Source organism: Chryseobacterium viscerum (assembly GCF_025949665.1).
Classification (GTDB): Bacteria; Bacteroidota; Bacteroidia; order Flavobacteriales; family Weeksellaceae; genus Chryseobacterium; species Chryseobacterium viscerum_A.
Window position 1 is genome coordinate 727,514 of record NZ_JAPDFT010000001.1, and the last position, 17,173, is coordinate 744,686.

The 17,173-nt window shown below is 36.4% G+C and carries 14 protein-coding genes; 3 read left to right on the plus strand and 11 right to left on the minus strand.

What is annotated here, in order from left to right; translation table 11 throughout:
* Window positions 1–249: 249 nt before the first annotated feature.
* On the minus strand, window positions 250–1,380 hold the full coding sequence (locus tag OL225_RS03385; RefSeq protein ID WP_047378565.1) for an alpha/beta hydrolase: 1,131 nt from the start codon (window positions 1,378–1,380) through the stop codon (window positions 250–252).
* Between the two features lie 153 nt (window positions 1,381–1,533).
* On the opposite strand from OL225_RS03385, the gene OL225_RS03390 reads away from it, so the two are divergent.
* Complete coding sequence (locus OL225_RS03390) at window positions 1,534–3,207, plus strand: glutamine--tRNA ligase/YqeY domain fusion protein (RefSeq protein ID WP_047378562.1); 1,674 nt, start codon at window positions 1,534–1,536, stop codon at window positions 3,205–3,207.
* Between the two features lie 138 nt (window positions 3,208–3,345).
* Here the strand turns inward: OL225_RS03390 and OL225_RS03395 are convergent, their stop codons facing one another.
* Together OL225_RS03395 and OL225_RS03400 are read right to left on the minus strand one after the other, a co-directional pair.
* Complete coding sequence (locus OL225_RS03395; RefSeq protein ID WP_264517272.1) at window positions 3,346–5,286, minus strand: oleate hydratase; 1,941 nt, start codon at window positions 5,284–5,286, stop codon at window positions 3,346–3,348.
* 89 nt (window positions 5,287–5,375) lie between these two features.
* Window positions 5,376–6,254: an AraC family transcriptional regulator gene (locus OL225_RS03400; protein ID WP_264517273.1), complete on the minus strand. Its 879-nt coding sequence runs from the start codon at window positions 6,252–6,254 to the stop codon at window positions 5,376–5,378.
* 300 nt (window positions 6,255–6,554) lie between these two features.
* Between OL225_RS03400 and OL225_RS03405 the strand changes: the two genes are divergently transcribed.
* Window positions 6,555–7,736 (plus strand): MFS transporter, encoded by a 1,182-nt coding sequence (locus tag OL225_RS03405; RefSeq protein WP_264518683.1) that lies wholly within the window; start codon window positions 6,555–6,557, stop codon window positions 7,734–7,736.
* Window positions 7,737–7,830: 94 nt separating this feature from the next.
* Here OL225_RS03405 and OL225_RS03410 read toward each other — a convergent pair whose 3' ends face one another.
* Window positions 7,831–8,796, minus strand: a complete 966-nt coding sequence (locus tag OL225_RS03410; RefSeq protein WP_264517274.1) for a YpdA family putative bacillithiol disulfide reductase — start codon at window positions 8,794–8,796, stop codon at window positions 7,831–7,833.
* 131 nt (window positions 8,797–8,927) lie between these two features.
* Here OL225_RS03410 and OL225_RS03415 point away from each other — a divergent pair, with 131 nt between their 5' ends.
* Window positions 8,928–9,569: a hypothetical protein gene (locus OL225_RS03415; protein WP_264517275.1), complete on the plus strand. Its 642-nt coding sequence runs from the start codon at window positions 8,928–8,930 to the stop codon at window positions 9,567–9,569.
* Between the two features lie 68 nt (window positions 9,570–9,637).
* Here OL225_RS03415 and OL225_RS03420 read toward each other — a convergent pair whose 3' ends face one another.
* The 7 genes from OL225_RS03420 to rlmB form a co-directional block, all read right to left on the minus strand.
* Window positions 9,638–10,924 (minus strand): glycosyl transferase family 1, encoded by a 1,287-nt coding sequence (locus OL225_RS03420; protein WP_264517276.1) that lies wholly within the window; start codon window positions 10,922–10,924, stop codon window positions 9,638–9,640.
* Between the two features lie 49 nt (window positions 10,925–10,973).
* On the minus strand, window positions 10,974–11,282 hold the full coding sequence (locus OL225_RS03425; protein WP_047378549.1) for a GIY-YIG nuclease family protein: 309 nt from the start codon (window positions 11,280–11,282) through the stop codon (window positions 10,974–10,976).
* Window positions 11,283–11,338: 56 nt separating this feature from the next.
* A complete protein-coding gene (locus OL225_RS03430; protein WP_264517277.1) occupies window positions 11,339–13,879 on the minus strand; it encodes a YfhO family protein in 2,541 nt (846 codons plus the stop codon).
* 31 nt (window positions 13,880–13,910) lie between these two features.
* Window positions 13,911–14,141 carry a hypothetical protein gene (locus OL225_RS03435; protein ID WP_264517278.1) on the minus strand — a complete coding sequence of 77 codons (231 nt, stop codon included), beginning with the start codon at window positions 14,139–14,141 and terminating at the stop codon, window positions 13,911–13,913.
* A 64-nt stretch (window positions 14,142–14,205) separates the two neighbouring features.
* Window positions 14,206–15,255 (minus strand): DUF6263 family protein, encoded by a 1,050-nt coding sequence (locus OL225_RS03440; protein WP_047378544.1) that lies wholly within the window; start codon window positions 15,253–15,255, stop codon window positions 14,206–14,208.
* Window positions 15,256–15,267: 12 nt separating this feature from the next.
* Window positions 15,268–16,389, minus strand: coding sequence for a serine hydrolase domain-containing protein (locus tag OL225_RS03445; protein ID WP_264517279.1), 1,122 nt, complete (start codon window positions 16,387–16,389; stop codon window positions 15,268–15,270).
* A 2-nt stretch (window positions 16,390–16,391) separates the two neighbouring features.
* On the minus strand, window positions 16,392–17,141 hold the full coding sequence (gene rlmB, locus OL225_RS03450; protein WP_047378541.1) for a 23S rRNA (guanosine(2251)-2'-O)-methyltransferase RlmB: 750 nt from the start codon (window positions 17,139–17,141) through the stop codon (window positions 16,392–16,394).
* Between the last annotated feature and the right edge of the window lie 32 nt (window positions 17,142–17,173).

The window sequence follows — 17,173 nt, forward strand, 5'->3', positions numbered from 1 at the left end:
TATAAGGATGAGTAGTTGTTGGGTCGAATACTTTGTTGATTTAGAGGTTGTTATTCAGTTAAATGACATCTTTTACGAAGATGGCCTTCTTAATATAGTCTAATATATAAGAAAACTGTTTTTTAATATTTTCCATAATAAAAAAATTATAATTCCCTATAGTTTGAATTAGCAATCTTTATGCCATACTGCAGGCTTGAGCCAACTTTAACATAAAGTTCATTTTTTTAGAATTATTTTAATTATTTGTTAAGAAATAATTGTAAAAATATTTTCGTTTTCCTTGGATCGGTTGGTGATAAGATTCCTGTCTATCCCGCTTAAATTTTGAAAAATATCAGCCTGTACCTGTGAGCTGGAGAGGTATCCCCAGTGATTTCCCACTTCATATTTAAAGCTGTTCAGAAGATCATCTTTTACAAACGTACAATCAATGATAGAAACAATGTCTTTGTAGTGGCCAAGATCACTTGGTCCGTTTTTACCAAGTCTTGGTGTCAGAATATTTTTTGTAAACTGAGAAATTCCCAAAACCGTGTCCTGTCTGTTCAGGTAAATGGAAATCCGGTTGGCCAGTAATGGCAGTTTATTATATGAATCTTCGGAATCTTCAAATACTTTATAGCTGACATCTGCATTCAATAGTAGAACCTGGTCGATAACACGGAGTATGTTCTCCCTTTTAAGACTGTACAACATGCTTTGAAGCACTCTGTTCCCCAAAGAATGAGCCATAATATGAATTCTTTGATTGCAGGGCGCAAGATCCCGGTTGGAAAAGATATCTTTTAAAAATTGAGTGTAGAAATAAAACAATCTCATCAGAGATGTTCCGGAATTGATACTGGAAGCCTTATCGTCAAAATAACTCAACGGAATAATGCTTCCTGAGGCTGGCCAGCTTACAAATAAGATATGTTCTACAGGAGAAGCCGGATTATCAATGAATATTTTCTTAAGATCAAGGATCGCCTTTAATTCATCATCAAAATCATACAGATAACCATGGATGAATATCAGTACATCGCTTCTGTCTTTGGTGGAAGACATGTTTTTGTACAGCTCATAGAACATTCTTTGGGTGCCACCAAGATTATTGGCTGTAAGAGGAGATTTTTTAATTCCTTTCTCACTCAGCAGAACATCCAAAACTTCTTCATAGCCCTGTTTTTCGGGTTCGGAGAAAAACTTATAATTTAAGATATTTCTGTTGGTGTAGTCTTTTTTCTTTTTGGCTTGAGCAGTGGGCTCTTTGTAGTTATCAAAATCACATTTAGCAATCCTGAAATTGGGAATTGAGTATTCATCATTGGAAAAAGAATCTACTCTTTCGCCTTTATGACGAATGATCTTCCGGTTACTTAAGATATAAACGGCCATGATTGATAATTGGTTAAATGGTTTTAGCTTTCCCGAAATTAATGAAAATTACTGAAATACAAAGGATAAGGCTTTTAAATTATCACTTTTACAAACGCTTATTTTTCCGTAACTTTGTGAAACTTTTTTTGCTAAAAAATAAAAGCTACTTTAATGGAAGAAGAAAAAAAATCACTCAATTTTATTGAGCAAATTATAGAAGATGATATGGCAAACGGTCTGAAAAGAGATGAGATCCGTTTCCGTTTTCCCCCTGAACCCAATGGTTATTTGCATGTAGGGCACACAAAAGCCATCTGTATCAACTTTGGCCTGGGTGAAAAATACAATGCTCCTGTAAACCTTCGTTTCGACGATACGAACCCTGAGAAAGAAGAGCAGGAATTCGTAGATTCTATCATGAAAGATGTTGAATGGTTAGGTTTCAAATGGGATAAAGTTTTGTACGCATCCGATTACTTCCAGCAGCTTTACGATTGGGCAGTTCAGTTAATTAAAGAAGGAAAAGCTTATGTAGATGAGCAGCCGTCAGAAGTGATTACTGAGCAAAGAAAAAATCCTTCGGAACCAGGAATTGAATCTCCATACAGAAACCGTCCCGTTGAAGAATCATTAGATTTATTTGAAAGGATGAAAAACGGAGAATTTGAAAGTGGTTCAATGTCTCTTCGTGCAAAAATCGATATGCTTTCACCGAACATGAATATGCGTGACCCTGTGATGTACAGAATTTTGAATAAACCTCACCACAGAACAGGAACAGCATGGAAAATTTATCCGATGTACGACTGGGCACATGGTGAATCCGATTATATCGAACAAATTTCACATTCACTTTGTTCTTTGGAGTTTGAAAATCACAGACCTTTATACAACTGGTATTTAGATCAGGTTTATGAAGAAGGAAGGGTTAAAAACAAACAGAGAGAATTTGCAAGGATGAACGTTTCCTATATGATTACTTCTAAAAGAAAGCTGCAGAGATTGGTAGCAGAAGGAGTAGTAACAGGATGGGATGACCCTAGAATGCCTACCATTTCAGGAATGAGAAGAAAAGGATTTACGCCAGCTTCCATCAGAAACTTTATTGATAAAGTAGGGGTTGCAAAAAGAGAAAATCTTATTGAAATTCAATTGCTGGACTTCTGTGTACGTGAAGACCTTAATAAGGTTGCAAAACGTGTAATGGCAGTTGTAGATCCTGTGAAATTAGTGATCGAAAACTATCCTGAAGGTCAGGAAGAATGGTTGGAGACTGAAAATAATCCTGAGCAGGAAAATGCGGGAACAAGAGAAGTTCCTTTCTCAAGAGAGCTGTATATTGAACGTGAAGACTTCAAGGAAGAAGCTAACAATAAATTCTTCAGACTGAAATTAGGTGGAGAAGTTCGTTTGAAATCTGCTTATATCATCAAAGCTGAAAGAGTAGAGAAGGATGAAAATGGTGAGATCACTACCATCTATGCTACCTATGATGAGAAAAGCAGATCAGGAAGCGGAACAGAAGAAAGTTTAAGAAAAGTAAAAGGAACTTTACACTGGGTATCTGCAAAACATGCTCTTCCTGTAGAAGTGAGAACTTATAATCATTTGTTTACTGTGGAGCAGCCTGATGCTGAAAAAGATGTTGATTTCCTGAACTTCATTAACCCTGAGTCTATGGCTATTGTGAAAGGTTTTGCTGAGCCAAGCCTGAAAGATGTAGCTGTTGGTGAACCTCTTCAGTTCCAGAGAATAGGATACTTTACAAAAGATCAGGATTCTACAGAGGAAACTTTGGTATTTAACCGTACAGTAACACTGAAAGATTCTTTTAAACCTGAATAATTTTCGGGAATAGATAATAAAAAAATCAGGACTTCATTTGGAGTCCTGATTTTTATTTATACATGATGTCATTGCGAACCGAAAGTGATGCAATCTTGTGTTGGGTTTTCGCTGCTTTACATTTTCCAACAAATTCACCTATCCCTTCACGCCTTTGACCCATTCCTGGAATCTGCCCACCTGCTCCATCAGAAAAGATTCATGTTCTTCTTTTTCTTCAGGACGGTTTACCAGGATATGTTCAAAATAAGTTCCTTTTAATATTTTTCTTAAAATTCCTTCTCCTAGGAAAGGTTTATAGTCATTTAGTGCCTGGGTAGCTTTCAGTAAATGTCTGATATCATACTGTAAAGGATTGATATCCGGAACCTGTTTATTTAGGTTAAGTAGATTGTAAACAGCAATTCTTGCAGTTCTGACAGAACTTTCCATCGTGAATACAACATCATTATTGGTCTCTACAAACTGTCCTACAAGTCCTAAGTTGGTACACCCCTCAGGAACTACTCTCGGACGGTCTCCCTGCGCTCTTGGCATAAACATGGAAGTGATGTAAGGCATGAATGCAGTACGTACAATGGTGTTTTCTATGACATTATCCAGCTGATCTGTCATTCCAAGGTGGTAGCACAGCTCGGCCAGTATCTCGTTTCCGGTACACTGAGGCATTGGTTTTTTGATGTAATTACCTTCTTTATCCATTAACAAGGCATAAACCCAAACTACAAGAATATCATCCGGCTGAGTAGGGAAGTGTGGCTGTCTGTTGCAGGTAAAGCTCATTACCCAATTGGAGTCTGTAATGGTAATAATACCTCCTGTAGCAGTTCTGCCTGAATAAGGATCATTCACACACAGCTCTTTCAGTTTCTCTGTGAATGCGGAAGGGCGGCAAGTTAATGTTGCAGATTCCCATGAAGATTTTTCAATATGGCTGCAGAACTTTTCAGGTTTCCCAAATACTTCAGATTTGGCTGCGAGATTTTTCCACAGTTTCCATCCGGCACTTTGTCCGGAACTGCTGTTGTCTATGGTAACTTCAGGAACGGTATTGTTGTCTCCGTAGAATGTACTTTCAGTCATAGATCCGGTAGTCACGATAACGTAGTCATTTTTACCGATTGGTATTCTTACTTCCTCTCCGTTCTGTTCAGTGATGATTCCTTCTACTGTTTTTCCTTCCGTGTTAATATGAATGTCAAGATCTTTTACCAAAGTATTGAACTGAATCTGTACTCCTTTTTCTATCAGAAAGTTTTTCAGTGGGGTTACATAGGTATCATACTGGTTGTATTTTGGGAAAACAAGACATGAGAAGTCTTTCATTCCGTCAATAGCATGAAGGAATCTGTGCATATACAGCTTCAGTTCCAGTAAACTGTGCCAGTTTTCAAAGGCAAACATAGAACGCCAGAAGAACCAGAAGTTACTGTTCAGAAAAGATTCTGCAAAATAGTCTTCAATTGTAAGATCATCAAGTTCTTCTTTTTTCTTCAACAGAAGTTTTACAATGGCCAGCTGATCTTTTTTCTCAAGTCCGAATTTACTGAAGTCCTGTATCTGTCCCTGGTTGTGGATCAGTCTTGCTTTAGAATAATTCGGGTCATTGTCATTGATGAGGCGGTATTCATCCAGTACACTGTATGGTGCAGGAAGTTCCAAAGCGGGAATATCCTGGAACATATCCCATAAATTCTCATAAGTCATGTCCATTTCCCTTCCTCCACGGATGATATAACCGTCTTTTGCATTACCTGCTCCGTCCAGAGATCCGCCTTCAATATTCAATTGATCAAGGAAAATAATATTTTTGCCTGGTACACGGCCATCACGGATAAAATAATAAGCGGCAGACATACCTGCAATTCCGCTTCCTACAATATAAATTTTGCTGTTTTCGTAAGACTGCAAAGGGATACCTTTATTACGTTGATAGTTTCCGATCTGGTCGGAGAAAGGCATCGTTTTTTCAGGAGTGTTAATCTGAACTTCTTTACTTGAATCCGGTTCGTGGTTTACGTTCCCAAACTGGTCAGAGGCATTTAAAACTTTGTCGAATTTTGAATTGATCGTACTCATTTTGTATTGTTTTTAATTAACAGTATAAAGGTACCTCTATTCACAAAGCGATATATATCCCCAACTTCAGAATTATTATCCCCAAATTCTCATGACTGAATATTTTCTTTAATTCTGTATTCCGAAGGAGAAAGCGCAGTATGTTTTTTGAAAAAACGTCCGAATGCTGATGCGGAATTAAACTGAAGTTCAAATGCAACCTCAGAAATCGTCATGTCAGGATTTCCAAGCATCACATAAGCTTCCTTCAGCAAAGCTTCGTCAATAACCTCGTGAGGTGTTTTTCCACTTGCTTTTTTAATGATTTCGATAAGATATTTATTGGAAACATACAGTTGATCCGCATAAAACTGAACCGTTCGCTCCCGGGTAATATTTTCCCTGATCAGTTTGCTGAATTTCAGATAAAGATCTTTTTTTCCATCTTCTTTTCCCGGATTTGTAGAGTTTTCCTGTTCCATAATCTCAGCGGTTTCCAGCAGCAGATGGAAAATAATGGTACGGATAATCTCTTCTGTAAACTTTCCCTGCTTTTTAGATTTTTTATCAAGATCATCCAAAATATTTTGGAGTAAAGAAGAATTTTTTGAAGTGGTTTTTACGATACTGTATGAACCTTTGGAGAAAAGGTTCATTTTTTCAATGATAAAGGGATTGGAAATATTTTTAATCAGAAAATTTTTGTCGAAGAACAGCAGTTTCATTGTGAAGTTATTACTGGTCTTTCCAAACTTTACAATTGTAGAAGGAGCAGCCATGAGAAAACTGTTGGCATCCACTTTATATTTCTGGCGGTCTATCTCAATGTTGATTTCTCCTGCAGTACAAATGCACAGAGCATAATAATCCATTCTGAAAGGAGCTTTGGGAAATTCGAAAATGGGTTTTCCGGAGGAAATATAGTAGGATTGCCGGCAGTCAATACTGTAAAAGGAAAGTGTATCATGTAAATTTTCGTAGGTTACCATTCTTACGTATTGATTAAAATTTTATTGTGTTTTTAAGTGATTTTAGTCTAAAACCATTGTTGTTACTGCAATTTACGGTTTTTATAAAAGCTTTTGAGTTTTATAGAGTAAAAAAAACGTTTTTTAGGATACAGCTGATAGTCTGTTTTTATGGATGTTATTTATAAAAAAAGGGTTTAAATAAGGGCTTTTGGGTTAATTTTATCTAATTTTGCATTTTCAAATTCACCCCAAAATATTATTGTGAGACTAATTAACGTATATACGAGTTCTTTCAAAGGACTCTCGCAGGAGAGTTGGATGCTGGCGTTGGTAATGCTCATCAACAGGGCTGGTTCTATGGTACTTCCGTTTTTGGGAGTTTATATGACCAATCATTTACATTTCAGTATTGAAAATTCAGGAATTGTTCTGAGCTTTTTTGGAATAGGTTCCGTCATTGGTTCGTGGCTGGGAGGAATGATTACGGATAAAATTGGCGAATACAGGGTACAGAGTCTTAGTTTACTCCTCAGCGTTCCTTTATTTTGTTTAATTCCGCTTTTTACAACCGAAGCTGGTTTGGCTGGGATTATTTTAGCTCAGAGTATTGTAAGTGAAACATTTCGTCCGGCAAACTCGGTGGCTATTACAAAATATGCGAAACCAGAAAATATTACCCGGGCTTTTTCACTGAACCGTATGGCTGTAAATCTTGGATTTTCTATCGGGCCTGCATTAGGAGGTATTTTATCTGCTATTTCTTATGAATTTCTGTTTTTCAGTAATGCACTGGCTGCTTTGCTGGCTGGGCTTATGTATATCTGGTTCTTTAAAGACCGCGCAAGATTGGCCAAACAACAGGCGAAAAAGGTAAAAGAAACAATTGTCATTAAAAAAGAAAGCTCTCCATACCGGGACGGTAAATTTTTGATGTACTGCGTGTTCTGTATGTTGTTTTCAATATGTTTCTTCCAGTTATTCAGTACGCTGACAATATTTTATAAAGATACCGCACATATGAGTCAGCAAAACATCGGTTATATTCTTGGATACAGCGGTTTTCTGATTGTATTGCTGGAAATGGGACTGGTACAGATTGCTGAGAAGTATTTTACGTTAGCTTTTACCATGCTTATCGGAACTTTCCTGTGTGGAGTTTCTTATGCAATGCTGGCTTTCGATTATAGTATGGTTACCCTTGTTCTGTCTATGACATTACTTTGTGTGGGAGAAATATGGACACTTCCTTTTATGTCAACCATTACAGCATTACGTTCAGGAGAGAACAATAAAGGTGCTTATATGGGATTGAACGGAATGTCATTTTCCATTGCATTCATCATTACACCTTACATAGGAACACTGATTGCAGAGAAATTAGGCTTTAACACATTATGGATTGGAACAGGAGTACTGGCTGTTGCTATTGCTATCGGTTTTTACTTTATCATTCCATGGATGCTTAAGAATAAGAATAAAGTTGAAGATGAATTAATATAGAGAAAATAAAAACTCTGATTGATAAGTCAAAAACTGAAAAAGCGGGTAATTCACTAAGGATTACCCGCTTTTTTATATGAATGTATGAATTCAATTAAGATTTGGAAAGAATTGTGCTAATGATCATATTCGCATGAATTCTTGAGTTTTCAATGAACCAGAGGTGAGTATCTTTTCCGCCGCATACAACTCCTGCAAGATAGAGGTTGGGAATATTGGTTTCCATAGTTTCAAGGTTATAAAATGGATTCAGGCAGTCACCGTTGAGTTCAATACCTGAATTTCTCAGAAAATCAAAATCAGGAAGATAACCTGTCATGGCCAGAACAAAATCATTGTCGATTTCGTGAATTTCTTCGTTTTCATCTTTGAAAATAATGGTATTGTCTTTAATTTCGATCATTTCTGCATTAAAATAAGCTTTAATACTGCCTTCTGCAATTCTGTTTTCTATATCCGGTTTTACCCAGTATTTTACACTTTTGGAAATTTCAGAATGACGAATAATCATGGTTACTTCAGCACCTTTTCTATAGGTTTCCAGGGCCGCATCTACCGCAGAATTACTTGATCCTACAACTACAATTTTCTGTTTTGCATAAGGATAAGGTTCAGTATAGTAATGCTTGACCTTTGGAAGATTTTCACCGGGAATATTCATGAGGTTGGGGATATCATAGAATCCGGTAGCAATCACTACATTTTTAGCCAGATAGTTTGCTTTGGAAGTACTGATCTCAAATATTTCATTATTTTTCGAAACATTCAGCACTTTTTCATACAGATTAATGTTAAGCTTTTTTTGTCTGGCAATTCCCTGGTAATATTCTAATGCTTCCTGTCTTCCTGGTTTGGGAGCAGTTGAAATAAATGGAATTTCATCAATCTCGAGTTTTTCCGCAGTGGAGAAAAAACGCATATATAAAGGATAATTGTACAGAGAGTTGACAATGGTTCCTTTTTCTATGATGAGATGGCTAAGATTATTTTTTTGAGCTTCAAGGGCACAGTTCAAACCGATTGGCCCGGCTCCGATAATGAGAATATCCAACATTTTCATCTAACAAATGTACGATGTAATTTTTAAAATGAGAAGCTATAACCCATCAACTCCCATAGTCTTTATCACTTTATATCATTTATCGGTTGGCATCAGTTTTGGTGTTTTTTAGCAACTGCAAAATTTAAAATATGAAAAAATTACTTATTCCATTGGTTGTTTTGGTTATGGTTGTAGCCTGTAAAAAAGAGGCTGGAAAACCTGTTCCCAATGTGATTGATTCTATAGCACAAAATAAAACAGACAGTGCGGGTACCGTTCGGAATATTGCCAATAAAGAAGCAGTTTTGAAGCAGACCAATGATGAAGTTTTGAAAGCTCTGAAAAATAAAGATTATACCAGTTTTGCATCCTTGATCCACCCTGAAAAAGGAATCCGTTTTTCAATGTATGCTTTTGTGGATATCAAAGGTGATAAGCATTTTTCTAAAGCAGATTTTGAGAAATATCAGCCTGCCAAAACATTGTTTACCTGGGGAGCACATGATGGCTCTGGAGATCCATATAAGGCAACAATCAATGATTATCTTGGTAAATGGGTTTTTTCTAAAGACTTTACTGCATCCCAATATTCACTGAATAAATTCATCGGCGGAGGTAATTCCCTGAATAATTTAAAAGAAATTTATCCTAAACATGACTTTACCGAAAACTATATCAAAGGAACGGAAAAGTATGGTGATATGGATTGGAAAACACTCCGTTTTGTATTTGAAGAATTTCAGGGGAAATATTATCTGATCGCTGTGGTAAATGATCAGTGGACGATTTAGAAGAAGTTAGAAGTTAGAAGTTGAGGCGGATATTTTTAACTTCCGGCCTCTAACTTCCTTTCTTTATATTATAAAATTTCAGTCAACTGACGGGTTAAATTTTTTCTTGAAAACTGCTCTATATGCTGAGTGTTTTCAAGAAGATTTCCTTCTTTCCAAAGGTTGAATTTTTCAAGAATAAATTTCTTGACAGTTTCTGTATCCTGATAATTAAAATGCTTTCCTGCCTGGGTTTCTTCCAGAATTTTTGCAACATCAGCTCTATCGGGACCGAATGACAGAATCTGTTTTCCTGAAGCCAGATATTCAAATATTTTTCCTGGAATAATTCCTTTTGAAGATTCGTTCGGGAAATTGGTAATTAGAAGCAAATCTGAATTCTGCATTTCCTCCACAGCTTTTCCGTGGGCAAGATATCCAAGGTTCAGGATGTGATTTTTCAGACTTGAATTTTCGATAGACTGCAGGATTTTATCATCTATTCTTCCTACAAATTTCAATTTAAAATCAGTTGCAAATTCAGCATTTTCCTTTACAAGTTCGTCAAGTGCATTCCAAAGATTCTCAGGATTTCTGAGCTGCTCTAAAACGCCGATATAACTTAAAGTAAATGCACTGCTCATTTGCCTTGTTACACTTTTATCAGAATCACTTTCATCAAATCCGTTCGTAATACAAATGGCATTAGCTCCTGCTTTCCTGAAGTTTTCCGCATCGGTATAACTTGTAGCCAAAGTGATGTCTGCATTTTTAAATACAGCACTCTCAAGCTGACGGTGTTTTTTATCTGAACTTTTGGTTAGTTTCAGGTGTTTATAATAGGAAATTTCTGTCCATGGATCGCGAAAATCGGCAATCCATTTCAGATCCGGCATTGTACTTTTAAGTCCTAAACCAATCAGATGAAGTGAGTGTGGAGGACCCGAAGTTACAATCGTATTTATTTTATTTTCCTTCAGATATTTTTCCAAAAATGTAATGGAAGGTTTTACCCAAAAAACTCTGGCATCGGGAATGAAAAAATTTCCCCTTACCCAGATCGAAAGTCTGGATTTCCAGCTTTGATTTTTTCCTACGTCAAATTGTCCTGCCTTAAACTTTTTATTGCTTTTATTCAGTTTTTCTGCCAGCTGATAAGGTTCCCAGATTTTGGTTCTCACCATCTCAATGTTTTCAGGAATATCTTTCATCAGCGTTTCATCCAGCAATGGATAACTTGGGTTTTCCGGAGTATAAATGATAGGTTTCCATCCGAAATCCGGCAGATATTTTGCAAACTTCAGCCATCTTTGAACACCAGGACCTCCCGCAGGAGGCCAGTAATAGGTGATAATCAATATTTTCTTCTGTTCCATTTTTTAATTTCTATGTCATTCTGAATGAAGCGAAGCGTAGTGAAGAATCTCACTCTATATCTTCATTGAGAAATTTCCAATCTGGATTGAATTCTTTAATTAAGTTTTCTTTCTTTTGTCTGGTCCAGCCTTTTATTTGTTTCTCTCTATTTATTGCTGTCTCAATGTCACTAAAATGTTCAAAATATATTAAGTAAAAACATTTGTATTTTGAGGTGAAATTCTTTTCAATAGCCTCTGGATTTTTATGCCAGTATAGTCTGTTTTTCAAATCGTTGGTGACTCCTGTATACAATACTGTCTTTGTTTTATTAGTCAGTATATAGACATAGTAATTATGAGTACCTAATGTTTTCATTTGAGATTCTTCATTACGCTATGCTTCATTCAGAATGACATACCGCAATAATTGTTTTAAGCTTTTTGTTCAGCTACAATTTCTTTTTTCTTGTTTTTGTTGATCCAGAAAATCCCAAATGCGGACAATAAAATAAATAATCCGAATGACAGCAGAGAAACCCATTTTCCTTTTTCTATTACTTCAGGTTCAAAAACCATTCTGATATGGTGATTTCCTGCCGGAACATGTACTGCACGAAGCAAGTAATCTGCTTTGATATAAGGAACTTCTTTCTCATCCACCAGGACTTTCCATCCGTGAGGATAATATACTTCAGAGAATACTGCCAATTGAGGCGTTTTCGACTGAGATTTAAATTCAAGTTCGTTAGGCTGGTATTTTGTAAGATTGATAAATGCTGTAGGATCTGCCTGAACTGGTTTGTTGTCAAAATATGATTTATCAGATGAAGCAATAACTGCTGTTTTTTTGTTGTCGATAGTTCCGATGGATTTTATTTCCTGATTAGGAGTATCTACAAACTTTAAATCACTTACAAACCATGCATTTCCGTTGGCTTTTGGATTAGGAACAACCTGTGGCTGCTCAGGTCCTCCGAAAACCATGTATTTGGCATTTAATAAGTTTAATACATTAGGAGTTTTTACACTGTCTACACTATTGATGTATTCATTCAGAACATCATCATATCTTCTTAGTTTTACAGCGTGGTAACCACCAATTGAAGCTTTAAAATAAGAGGTATTGGTCTCACTTGTTACTCCTAAAGTCTGGTTGTAAATTCTGTAGTGCGTTTTGTCTTTGTCGGCAATAGTTTCCAATGTTTTGTTGATGTTCACATTGGATAAAATAGATTCCAGATTCGGATTTCCCTGAACTTTTTCAGCCAGCAGGTCTGAACTTTCTGTCTGGAAAGGATTTTCAGCAAAGATTTTATCTACATAGTTTTCATCATTTAAGTAACGTTTGTTTACGGTCCAAAGATCAAATAAACTTACCACTCCAATTACTACCAAAGCAATATTCTGATTAAGCTTTTTCTTTAAAGTTAAGAATAATGCTGCCGCAGTAATGGCTACATAAATGAATGCTTTTATAGCGTCTATTCTGAATAGTTTATATCTTTCATCTACAAGATAATCAAGCAGGAAAGGAGGAAAATAAGTCTTTTCGCTTTCTGTTGAAAAACCTAGCAGTGATTTTCCGAAGATCAAGAGGATCAATAAAAATCCTAAAGTTCCACCTCCAACATACATAAGAATTTTCTGCTTATATTCTTCAGTAAGTTCTTCATCTGTGAAGAATCTGTATAACCCCAGAATGGCAATTAAAGGGAATAATAATTCTACAACCACCAGGATTGAAGAAGGTGCTCTGAATTTATTATAGAACGGAACATAATCAATAAAGAAATCAGATAACGGCATAAAGTTACTTCCCCAAGCCAGTAAAATAGTCAAGATAGAAGCCCCTAAAATCCAGTAACGGTATTTTTTTCTGGCAAAGAAAAACCCTAATAAAGCAAGGAAACACACAATGGCTCCCTGATAAGCAGGTCCTGAAGTTCCCGGCTGATCTCCCCAGTACGTCATTCCGCTGAAACCTTTTGAAATTCTGTCCATTTCAGCCTGTGAACCTACATTTTCCTGAACCAGTTCCTGAACTTTATTCATCATTTCTTTTCCTTCCGGCTCCTGGCTTCCTCCACCCATCAATCTTGGGATAAATAGGTTTAAAGTTTCAAGTTGTCCATAGCTCCACATCAGCATACTTTCTTTATCCATTCCGGATTTTCCTGAAGTGTGGCTGTCATTATTTAAGATCTGCTTTCCACGAACTGTTTCTTTTACATATTCCGAGTTGGCCATGATTCTTTGTGAATTCATTCCAACTCCGATAATACATGATGCTGCAATAATTCCTGATGAAATAAGAAAATGCTTCATCGGTGTCTTTTTCTGAATGGCTCTGATGAGTTCAGACAGGAATAAGAATCCTAGTGCAAGGAACAGATAATACGTCATCTGTGGGTGATTGGCTGCAATCTGCAGTCCCATAAAAAGGGTAGTAACAATGAACCCCCAGATGTATTGTTTTCTAATATAAACGAGTAAAATTCCGGCTAGCAGCGGTGCAAAATATTCAATGGTATTTACTTTACCGTTATGTCCGGCTGCAATAATGATATAAAAATAGGTTGAAAGTCCAAAGAAAGTAGCCCCTAAAAGCGCATACTTCCAGTTTCTGACTACAACCATTCCCAAAAGGAAAAAACCTGCAAACAGCAGGAAGAGATAATTAACCGGCCTTGGCAGGAAATTCAGATTGCTGTCGATTTTTTTGATGATGTCACCTTTGAACTGGCTTCCCATCTGATAAGTCGGCATTCCCCCAAACATGGAGTCACTCCAGTAGGTCTCATTTCCGGTATTCGCTCTATAGTCGAGCAGTTCTTTTGCTCCTCCTCTATATTGCACAATATCGTGCTGGAAAAGCTGTTTACCTGTAAATACAGGAGTAGAATATAAAAATGCTAAAACTATAAATACTACTAATGAAGCTGCAATATAAATGAAGTTTTTATTTTTTGCCATGCTGGTTATTATCTTTTATTTCTTGGAATGATTACCTTTTGTCCTTACTCTCTTTCACCTCTTCATAGTCTACAGTTTCTGCATCCCAGTTAAGGTTCTGTTTGTTATTCTTATTCGAGTTGTGTATGTCCTGCTGTCCGTTGTTTTGATTATTGTTATTAAAACGGTAACTATAAAATGTCTTAAAGAAAATTCTTTTCAGAATATTCCAGACAAAGAAAATAATAATGGCAGTGAGTACTAACTCAAGAATGTACTTCATAATTTAAAAAATTTAAAGTTCAGGGTTTAAACTTTAAACCCTGAATGCATTTAATTCAGTTATTTTATTTAGCAGATGGGTTTACCATTACCGAAGAATTGGAAACGCTTTTCATAGACTGAGACTGTTTTCCATCTGAAATGGTTTCTATCTGTGTCGTTTTTACATTGATATTCTGGTTGGTGATCCATCCTGTGCTTTCATCAAACTTAATGGTTCCGTTCTGAGCCAGTTCACTGCTCAGGCTGTGTGTAATAGGTCCCTGAGCTTTCTTTTCAGTCTTCTTAGGAATACCTCCGGTAACGGCAATTTCTGCTGTTCCGTTTCCTAAGCTTTTCATTACATAATTAGAGGTTACTTTTACTGCTCCGCTTGCATCTGCATTTTCTGAAGTAGACCATTTCTCACCAATTTTTACTCCTTTTTTAGGAATAATCATCAGGTTTTTATGGAATTGATCTTTCAATACCTTTTCGTTGAATGATTCTTTAAGGCTTGCTACAACACTTGCTTTTTGATTGGCATCTTTGATAAGAGTTCCTACTGCATTGGAAACTTTTGTGTACACAGCATCAAATCCTGTGATAGAGATTACATTACCTTTTGTATCCATTTTCATGGCAAGTTTGTTTCCGGTAAGTGCCTTGTTTACGTTCCAGATCATTTTAAGATCATCTTCTTTAGGAAGAGCAAGTTTGGTATCTACTACTACAGTTTTTCCCTGTGCAGACTGAGAATTTCTTTTCGCTACAAGATTAAGGGTCATTTCATATACATTCCCTTTAATGTCATTAACTACAAAATTCATCTCATCTGTAGATTCGCTGGTTGCTGTGATAGATTTTCCCTGAGGATCCGTCATTGTTTTTACATCTCTCTGATAAGTGGTAAGAGGATATGTTTTTCCTTTTTCAAGCTTAAAAGTCTGTGTAATAACTCCTGCTGAATCCTTGATTGCCGGGTTTTCTGCAACTTTTGCTACAGAATCTGCAGGAACTTCTACGGTTACTGTTTTTCCGGTTTTAGGATCTACTTTTGTTATTTTTGCTGTTTCTTTTTTACAAGATACAAGAGCTATTGATGATATAAGCGCAAGCGCTGCAATGTTCTTCATTTGATTTTAACTTTATTTTTTACTACTGTTTCTTACTATATTGTCTGCAATATCATGCAGTTTCCCCTGAGATTCTCCATCTGACTCATTGGACAGTACAACGACTCCTATATTTTTTGACGGATAGATCTGAAGCACACTTGAAAAACCAAATGTCCCTCCTGTATGATAAACCGTTTGCGTTCCGTCTTCATAGGTATGCAGTCTCCAATACAATCCAATAGCATCTCCTTCACTTTTTACAAGAGGAGTATGAGATGCTTTTACATACTTATTACTCTCATCCAGATGATACTGCATGTATTTCACCAGATCTTCTGTAGTGGACATAATTCCACCTGCCGGAGCAAAAATCGTTGTGAAATTTCTTGGCATTACCTTTCCTTTTTCGTTGTAACAAGTCAATAGGTGTGCAGAATTCGTACCAATAATGGTCTGGTTCATTTTCAGAGGTTTTGTAATATACTCTGAAAGCAGGTTTTCATAGCTTTTCTGATATACTTTTTCCAGGATATCTCCTGCCATTTGTGTTCCTACATTGGAATATCTGTATTCTGTTCCCGGTGCAAAATCAATTTTCGCCTGATGAAGATCTTCATAAAACTTCTTTTTTGAATAGTTTTTATAAAAATCAGACAACGCTGCTGCAACAGAGTCCATCGGTTTTTTGAATGTTTCAGACTGATCCGGTAAAAACTGAGGCAATCCTGATGAATGATTGGTAAGGTTGCCAATTGTTATCGGATGCATTTCAAATTCAAGATTAGGATAATTTCCATTCAGATATTTCCTGATATCATCATCCATTTTGATTTTACCATCCACCAAAGCATGAGCCAGAAGTGTTCCGGTAAAGGTCTTGGTAATGGAAGCAATCTCGTACAAACTTTTGGATGTCGGAAGTTCCGATTTTCCTATTTCGGTTGTTCCATAATTATAAAAATAACTTTTACCATCTTTAAAAACACCTATTGAAAGCCCTACACGTGCAGGATTCTGCATATAAGAAAGAGCTTCCTTCTGAACCATTTTGTCAAGTTCAGTGGTAAGGGAGTTGTCGGTTGCTATATTTTTTGTCTGTGCATTATAAATAAATGGCGCAAAAAATAATGGTAAAAGCAATTTTATTTTCATGTTTAAGGAGTTGGTATAGCAGTCATTTTCTGTCTTACCGCTTCATACAAAATCGCTCCACATGCTACAGAAACATTCAGAGATTGAGTTTTTCCTTCAATAGGAAGTTTTATTTTTTCGTCAGCATGATGCAGTACTTCTTTAGAAATTCCGGTTTCTTCATTTCCCATAACAATAGCACATGGCTCTGTAAGGTTCACATCATAAATTAATTTCTGAGCTTTTTCACTGGCAGCATACACGGAAATTCCACTTTGCTGAAGGAAATCCACAGCATGAGCCAGATTATTTTCTTTACAAATTTTAATATTGTAAATAGCACCTGCAGAGGTTTTTATAGCATCAGAATTAATAGGAGCAGCGCCCTTTTCCGGAATGATTATAGCATCAACACCCACACATTCTGCTGTTCTGCAGATTGCTCCAAAGTTTCTTACATCAGTAAGTCTGTCCAGAATCAAAAGAAAAGGAGTTTTTCCCTGTTCAAATAACTGTGGAACAATATCCTCCACTTTATGAAACGGTACATCCGAAATAAAAGCGACCACACCCTGGTGGTTTTTTCTTGTAAAACGGTTCAGTTTTTCAACCGGAACATAATTGGGACGGATTTTATTTTTCGCTAAAATTGCTTTTAGTTCAGCATAAATAGGACCTTGAAGTGCATTCTGCACAAAGACCTTGTCAATCGTTTTTCCCGCTTCAATTGCTTCAATCACGGGACGCAGCCCGAAAATAAAATCGTCTTTCATTGAGTTGTTAAAATTTTATGTTTAAGGTTCAA

What these genes read in the sequence shown, in the direction of transcription:
- OL225_RS03400 (WP_264517273.1), bottom strand. Translation starts at nt 6,254, where the DNA reads ATGGTAACCTACGAAAATTTACATGATACACTTTCCTTTTACAGTATT.
- OL225_RS03445 (WP_264517279.1), bottom strand. Translation starts at nt 16,389, where the DNA reads ATGAAAATAAAATTGCTTTTACCATTATTTTTTGCGCCATTTATTTAT.
- OL225_RS03430 (WP_264517277.1), bottom strand. Translation starts at nt 13,879, where the DNA reads ATGGCAAAAAATAAAAACTTCATTTATATTGCAGCTTCATTAGTAGTA.
- rlmB (WP_047378541.1), bottom strand. Translation starts at nt 17,141, where the DNA reads ATGAAAGACGATTTTATTTTCGGGCTGCGTCCCGTGATTGAAGCAATT.
- OL225_RS03385 (WP_047378565.1), bottom strand. Translation starts at nt 1,380, where the DNA reads ATGGCCGTTTATATCTTAAGTAACCGGAAGATCATTCGTCATAAAGGC.
- OL225_RS03420 (WP_264517276.1), bottom strand. Translation starts at nt 10,924, where the DNA reads ATGGAACAGAAGAAAATATTGATTATCACCTATTACTGGCCTCCTGCG.
- OL225_RS03395 (WP_264517272.1), bottom strand. Translation starts at nt 5,286, where the DNA reads ATGAGTACGATCAATTCAAAATTCGACAAAGTTTTAAATGCCTCTGAC.
- OL225_RS03425 (WP_047378549.1), bottom strand. Translation starts at nt 11,282, where the DNA reads ATGAAAACATTAGGTACTCATAATTACTATGTCTATATACTGACTAAT.
- OL225_RS03415 (WP_264517275.1), top strand. Translation starts at nt 8,928, where the DNA reads ATGAAAAAATTACTTATTCCATTGGTTGTTTTGGTTATGGTTGTAGCC.
- OL225_RS03390 (WP_047378562.1), top strand. Translation starts at nt 1,534, where the DNA reads ATGGAAGAAGAAAAAAAATCACTCAATTTTATTGAGCAAATTATAGAA.
- OL225_RS03440 (WP_047378544.1), bottom strand. Translation starts at nt 15,255, where the DNA reads ATGAAGAACATTGCAGCGCTTGCGCTTATATCATCAATAGCTCTTGTA.
- OL225_RS03405 (WP_264518683.1), top strand. Translation starts at nt 6,555, where the DNA reads ATGCTGGCGTTGGTAATGCTCATCAACAGGGCTGGTTCTATGGTACTT.
- OL225_RS03410 (WP_264517274.1), bottom strand. Translation starts at nt 8,796, where the DNA reads ATGAAAATGTTGGATATTCTCATTATCGGAGCCGGGCCAATCGGTTTG.
- OL225_RS03435 (WP_264517278.1), bottom strand. Translation starts at nt 14,141, where the DNA reads ATGAAGTACATTCTTGAGTTAGTACTCACTGCCATTATTATTTTCTTT.